Source organism: Salinimicrobium sp. WS361 (assembly GCF_050750585.1).
Classification (GTDB): domain Bacteria; phylum Bacteroidota; class Bacteroidia; order Flavobacteriales; family Flavobacteriaceae; genus Salinimicrobium.
Genome location: NZ_JBOJLM010000018.1, coordinates 61,130 through 67,618 on the forward strand (window position 1 = coordinate 61,130; position 6,489 = coordinate 67,618).

6 protein-coding genes are annotated in these 6,489 nt (G+C 42.5%); all 6 read left to right on the forward strand.

Translation table 11 applies throughout. From position 1 onward, the window contains the following. Positions 1–160 precede the first annotated feature (160 nt). On the forward strand, positions 161–862 hold the full coding sequence (locus tag ACQ93I_RS14925) for an ABC transporter ATP-binding protein (RefSeq protein ID WP_431699209.1): 702 nt from the start codon (positions 161–163) through the stop codon (positions 860–862). Positions 863–969: 107 nt separating this feature from the next. Continuing rightward, positions 970–1,128, forward strand: coding sequence for a hypothetical protein (locus ACQ93I_RS14930; protein WP_431699210.1), 159 nt, complete (start codon positions 970–972; stop codon positions 1,126–1,128). A 487-nt stretch (positions 1,129–1,615) separates the two neighbouring features. Next, positions 1,616–2,191: a cob(I)yrinic acid a,c-diamide adenosyltransferase gene (locus ACQ93I_RS14935; protein ID WP_431699211.1), complete on the forward strand. Its 576-nt coding sequence runs from the start codon at positions 1,616–1,618 to the stop codon at positions 2,189–2,191. Positions 2,192–2,344: 153 nt separating this feature from the next. Continuing rightward, positions 2,345–2,566 carry a DUF2795 domain-containing protein gene (locus tag ACQ93I_RS14940; RefSeq protein WP_008272287.1) on the forward strand — a complete coding sequence of 74 codons (222 nt, stop codon included), beginning with the start codon at positions 2,345–2,347 and terminating at the stop codon, positions 2,564–2,566. Positions 2,567–2,654: 88 nt separating this feature from the next. Continuing rightward, positions 2,655–6,014: a preprotein translocase subunit SecA gene (gene secA, locus ACQ93I_RS14945; protein WP_431699212.1), complete on the forward strand. Its 3,360-nt coding sequence runs from the start codon at positions 2,655–2,657 to the stop codon at positions 6,012–6,014. Positions 6,015–6,191: 177 nt separating this feature from the next. Next, on the forward strand, positions 6,192–6,489 hold a 298-nt coding region (locus tag ACQ93I_RS14950), incomplete at its 3' end, for a DUF4199 domain-containing protein (RefSeq protein ID WP_431699213.1).

Here is a 6,489-nt window from a genome sequence, read left to right on the forward strand (position 1 = left end):
TTTTTCAATAGCTCCTCTCCCTTAGGGAGAGTCGTAAGTGTAGGATAGCAAACAAATCTTCAAATCCTCACATCTTCAAATTTCAAATCCTCCTTTTGCTTATTGATAATTGTAACAAACTCTCCTAACTTGCGTCTAACTTTTGAATTCACATTAGCTTATGAGCAGCGTTATTAAGATTAGGCAAATTACCAGGGATTTTCACCTGGGACAGGAAATTGTAAAAGTTCTAAAAGGTATCGATCTCGATATTGAAAAAGGAGAGTACGTAGCTTTTATGGGTCCTTCAGGATCGGGAAAGTCTACACTTATGAATCTCCTGGGATGTCTTGACACTCCAACTTCGGGCCAGTATATCCTTAATGGAAAAGATGTGAGCCAAATGAGCGATGATGAGCTGGCAGAGATCAGGAATAAAGAAATTGGATTTGTTTTTCAAACTTTTAACCTCCTACCCCGCACCACTGCCTTGGAAAATGTTGCTCTGCCAATGATCTACGCAGGGGCTACTAAAAGTCAGCGAAAGGAACGTGCCGAGAAAGTACTTGCCGATGTTGGCCTGGCAGACAGGATGGATCATAAGCCCAACCAGCTTTCTGGTGGGCAACGCCAAAGAGTTGCTGTGGGCCGAGCTCTGGTGAATAATCCGTCAATAATCCTTGCTGATGAGCCTACGGGGAACCTCGATTCAAAAACTTCTGTAGAGATCATGAATCTCTTTGATGACATACACGCTTCAGGAAACACTGTAATCCTGGTTACTCACGAAGAAGATATCGCCCGTCACGCCCATCGCATTATCCGACTTCGCGATGGTATGATCGAAAGCGACGAAAGGAAAAAAGTTCTCAGTGGTCAGTAATCAGTTGGCAGAAAAAATTGTTTTAAGACAAAACCAACTTAAGCAGTAACTTCTTAATTAAGGAAAAATCTCTAAACTCCGAACTCCTAACTCTTAACTAACAAAAAATGTCATTTTTCGATAGCGATACGATCCTCTACATCATCATTATCGTGGTTTTCCTCGCCTTCTTCTTATGGAACGGCAATCGTACAAAAAAGAACCGGGAGCTTAAAAAGAACAGGAATTTCAGAAACCGGTACAACGAGCGAAAAAGAAAGAAATAAATTCTGCAGGCACTGAATTAACACTTTATAAGTACAGGATAATCAGATGATTTATTAAATTATCTTCTGAAATCTGTGCGCCATGAATGACTTCTGGAATAACGAACTATTCTTGTACCTGGCCCTTTTATGTGTTTGCGTCGCTTTTTTCCTATGGATAAGAAGCCGTAAACGCAGGAAAAAAGAGCTGGAATGGAGGCGTTCTTTAAGCAAAAACTTTCAGAAGAAATTTAAGAGACAAAAAAATAGCGAATAACAGGACTCTTCAGTAGGGAAGAAATAACAATATAAAATTCTAATTTGCAATGTTTTTCACTGACTTCCAAACAAGATGATCTCCAGAAAATACCTCCCAAAAATGGCATTTTTGGGACCTCTTCAGAAAATAAATTCCAAAGTTTAACTTCCCGCAATCCCATTTTAAAACCCCTCTTTATTTTCTTACTTTAGGCACCCTTTCTAACAAGAAGTTCTTAAAACCATAAAGATGAAGATTTATACTAAAACCGGCGACAAGGGAACAACCGCTCTGTTTGGCGGTACCCGCGTTCCAAAACACCATATTCGCATTGATAGCTACGGCACGGTAGATGAGCTAAATTCACACCTGGGCCTTATGCGCGACCAGCAAGTAGATGAGCACAGCCGCGAGATTGTTATAAAGATCCAGGACCGTTTGTTCACCCTGGGAGCTATTCTTGCCACCGATCCTGAAAAGGCAGTGCTCAAAAATGGCAAAGAACGCCTCAATATCCCGAGGATCTCTATGGAAGATATTGAACTTCTTGAACAGGAAATTGACAGGATGAATGAAGAGTTACCGTCCATGACACACTTCATACTCCCCGGCGGTCATCAAACCGTGTCAGTTTGTCACGTAGCCCGCTGTGTGTGCCGCAGGGCCGAGCGTCTTGCCACTGCTCTTTATGAAATTGAACCTTTTGAGGAGCAGGTGCTGCAGTATCTTAACCGCCTAAGTGACTATCTTTTTGTGCTGGCACGAAAGTTGTCTCATGATTTACAGGTGAAAGAAGTTAAATGGATCCCACAAAAGAACTCCTAAATAGATTTCAACCAGTTTCTCTGCAGAAATCCTCTATTTTTAAAGGAAATACAGTAGATACCACGTTCTTAAAATTAGTGATAAAAAGATGATTTTTTTCTTGACTTTCTCGTCAAAAAAATTATTTTTGCAAAAATTTAAACCGATTAACCGATGTATTGGACATTAGAATTAGCATCCTATCTTAGCGATGCACCATGGCCCGCCACAAAAGATGAGTTAATTGATTACGCCATCAGGACGGGTGCTCCCCTGGAGGTTGTCGAAAACCTACAGGCGATTGAAGATGAAGGGGATTCCTATGATTCAATAGAGGAAATCTGGCCAGATTACCCTACAGATGAGGATTACCTCTGGAATGAAGATGAATATTAAAAGCACACCACAATAAAAGCAGAAAAAAGTCTCAGATTTGAGGCTTTTTTTTTGCTTAACTTTGAAATATTAAATACCACAAAAACATATGAGTTTTTTAGATACCGTATTGAAAGTTTTTGTCGGCGACAAGTCTAAAAAAGACATTAAGGAAATTCAGCCTATAGTCAACAAGATACTCGCTCTCGAAAAAGAATTTGAAGCTCTTAGCCTGGATGAACTGCGCGAAAAGACAGTTACTTTCAAAACAAGGATCAAAGATGCACTTAAGGAGGTGAATGAACAAATCACTAACCTTAATACTGAAGCCGATGCATCTGAAGACATTACCCGCAAAGAAGATATCTACGCCGAAATAGACGCCTTAAAAGAAAAATCTTACGAAATATCTGAAGGTGTCCTTAACGAGATTCTCCCCGAAGCCTTTGCCACTGTAAAGGAAACTGCCAAACGATTTAAAGACAATCCACAACTTAAAGTCACAGCATCAGCTTATGATCGTGAACTTTCTGCAGAAAAAGATTATGTAAATCTCGATGGTGATTATGCCGTATGGAACAACTCGTGGGATGCAGCCGGGAAACCAATTACCTGGGATATGGTGCACTACGATGTGCAGCTTATAGGCGGGGTTGCCATGCACCAGGGAAAAATCGCCGAGATGCAAACCGGGGAAGGTAAAACCCTTGTTGCAACGCTCCCAATGTACCTCAATGCCCTTACCGGCAATGGTGTTCACCTGGTAACGGTGAACGACTACCTGGCTAAACGTGATAGCGCCTGGATGGCACCACTTTTCCAGTTCCACGGACTTTCTATAGATTGTATTGATTATCACAGGCCAAATTCTGCTTCCCGCAGAAAGGCTTATAACGCTGATATCACCTACGGAACCAATAATGAATTTGGTTTCGATTATCTGCGTGATAACATGTCGCATTCTCCCGATGATCTTGTACAGCGGCCCCACAACTACGCTATAGTAGATGAGGTGGATTCGGTGTTGGTAGATGATGCCAGAACTCCATTGATCATTTCAGGACCAATCCCTAAAGGAGACATTCATGAATTTGACCAGCTAAAACCTGCTGTGGCGAATATTGTTGAGGTTCAGCGTAAATATCTTACCGGGGTTCTTGCTGAAGCTAAAAAACTTATCGCCGCAGGAGATACTGAAGAAGGTGGGTTAAAATTGCTTCGCGTGTACCGCGGACTTCCAAAGAATAAAGCGCTCATTAAATATTTGAGTGAAGAAGGTGTTAAGGCCTTACTTCAAAAAACAGAAAACAAGTACATGGCCGACAACAACCGGGAAATGCCGAAGGTTGACGCCGAACTGTACTTTGTGATCGAAGAGAAAAACAACCAGATTGATCTTACAGATAAAGGGATCGAATTCCTTTCTGGGAAAGATGATCCCGACTTCTTCGTAATGCCCGAGATTGGGATGGAGATCGCCAAGATTGAAAAAGAAGGGCTTTCTAAAGAACAAGAAGCTGAAAAGAAAGAAGACCTTTTTCGTGATTATAGCGTGAAAAGTGAACGCATACACACCATGCGTCAGCTGTTAAAGGCTTACACCCTGTTTGAAAAAGACACAGAGTATGTGGTGATGGACAATAAGGTGAAGATCGTAGATGAGCAAACCGGGCGTATCATGGAAGGCCGCCGTTATAGTGATGGGCTCCACCAGGCGATTGAAGCCAAGGAGAGTGTAAAGATCGAAGATGCAACGCAGACCTTTGCTACGGTTACTCTTCAGAATTACTTCAGGATGTACAGCAAACTTTCGGGTATGACCGGTACTGCTGTGACCGAAGCCGGGGAATTATGGGAGATCTACAAACTTGATGTGGTAGAAATTCCAACGAACCGTCCTATCGCAAGGCAAGATAAAGAAGACCTGGTTTATAAAACCAAACGTGAGAAATACAATGCCGTAATTGATCATGTGACCGATCTTTCAAGGGCCGGGAGACCTGTACTTATTGGTACTACTTCCGTAGAAATTTCAGAATTACTTAGTAGGATGCTTACGCTTCGAAAAGTTCCTCACAACGTATTGAACGCGAAGCTCCATAAAAAAGAGGCCGATATTGTTGCCGAAGCCGGTAACAGTGGCGTCGTGACCATTGCCACCAACATGGCCGGTCGTGGTACCGATATCAAGCTTTCTCCTGAAGTGAAAAAAGCAGGGGGTCTTGCAATTGTAGGTACAGAGCGTCACGATTCGAGACGTGTTGACAGGCAGCTTAGAGGTCGTGCCGGTCGTCAGGGAGATCCAGGTAGCTCGCAATTCTACGTGTCTCTTGAAGACAATTTGATGCGCCTTTTTGGTTCAGAAAAAATCGCCAAATTGATGGACCGTATGGGGCTGGAAGAAGGAGAAGTGATTCAGCATTCCATGATCTCAAAATCTATTGAGCGCGCCCAGAAGAAGGTAGAAGAGAACAACTTTGGTGTACGTAAGCGTCTGTTAGAATATGATGATGTGATGAACGCACAACGTGAGGTGGTTTACAAGCGCCGTTACCATGCACTTTTTGGAGACCGTTTGCGCGTGGACATCGCTAATATGATCTATGATACTTCGGAAAGTATTGCCGAAACAAATAAAATGGCAAGCGATTTCAAGAACTTTGAATTTGAATTGATCCGCTATTTCTCCATGAGCTCTCCTATTACTGAAGAAGAGTTTGATAAAATGGACTTCCAGAAGATCGCACAGGTGATCTATAAAGCTGCTTATGAGCATTATCGCAATAAAATGAAGAGCAGTGCCGAAGCTGCCTACCCAGTGATCAAGCAGGTGTGGGAAGATAAGGGCAATAACTTTGAAAGAATTGCAGTTCCCTTTACCGACGGGGTGAAAACCCTACAGGTGGTGACAAATCTGGAAAAAGCTTATGAAACTGAAGGAAAGCAATTAATCACCGATTTCGAAAAGAACATAAGTTTAGCCATTATTGATGATGCGTGGAAGACCCACCTTCGCAAAATGGATGAGCTTAAGCAGAGCGTTCAGCTGGCGGTGCACGAGCAAAAAGATCCGCTTTTGATCTATAAGTTTGAAGCCTTTGAGCTGTTCAAGGTAATGCTTGACCAGGTGAATAAAGATGTGATCTCCTTCCTTTTCAAAGGAGAACTTCCTGTACCAAACCCAGAGCAGATAAGGGAGGTGAGACAGACCAGGAAAAGAGAGGAAGTCGAAACTACAAAAGAAGAGATCCCGAACATGGACGAGAGAGCTGCGCAGAGCAGGGCCGCAGGCCAAACTCAGCAGCGCCGCCCGCAGGTGACCGAAACCATTACCCGCGAACGTCCTAAAATTGGTCGTAACGACAAAGTAACAATCAAGAACGTAATGACCGGTGAGAACAAGAGCATGAAGTTCAAGCAAGCCATCCCGCTATTAGACAAAGGAGACTGGGTGCTTGTTGATGAATAGTAAGTGATCAGTGGTCCGCTGGCTTTAAATATTACATATTCTCCCCTTTCTGAGGGGAGATGTCCTAAGGACAGAGGGATAAAGCCTGGAAAGCAAAATTGCTTTTCAGGCTTTATCTTTTTATTCTGCTTTATTTGTTCCAATTTTCATTAAGTTTAAAGAACCAACTAAACTACAATGAGAAAACACCTTTTTGAAATCAAGTGGGCGATCATCTTTTCTGTCGCTATGATACTCTGGATGCTGGGAGAAAAACTCTTTGGCCTGCACGACGAATACATTGCAGAACATTCATTTTACACCAGCTTTTTTGCCATAGTGGCTATTGGTATTTACCTGCTCGCCCTCTACGATAAAAGGAAAAATTACTACAACGGTGTGATGAGCTGGCAGGAAGGCTTTAAATCGGGAGCCTTTTTAACCCTTGGTATCGTGATCCTCTCCCCTTTTGTACAACTCCTAATAATTGAAGTGA

Bases quoted from the DNA above. Each gene is read 5' to 3' on its own strand.
- ACQ93I_RS14935 (WP_431699211.1), top strand. From the start codon at position 1,616: ATGAAGATTTATACTAAAACCGGCGACAAGGGAACAACCGCTCTGTTT.
- secA (WP_431699212.1), top strand. From the start codon at position 2,655: ATGAGTTTTTTAGATACCGTATTGAAAGTTTTTGTCGGCGACAAGTCT.
- ACQ93I_RS14925 (WP_431699209.1), top strand. From the start codon at position 161: ATGAGCAGCGTTATTAAGATTAGGCAAATTACCAGGGATTTTCACCTG.
- ACQ93I_RS14930 (WP_431699210.1), top strand. From the start codon at position 970: ATGTCATTTTTCGATAGCGATACGATCCTCTACATCATCATTATCGTG.
- ACQ93I_RS14940 (WP_008272287.1), top strand. From the start codon at position 2,345: ATGTATTGGACATTAGAATTAGCATCCTATCTTAGCGATGCACCATGG.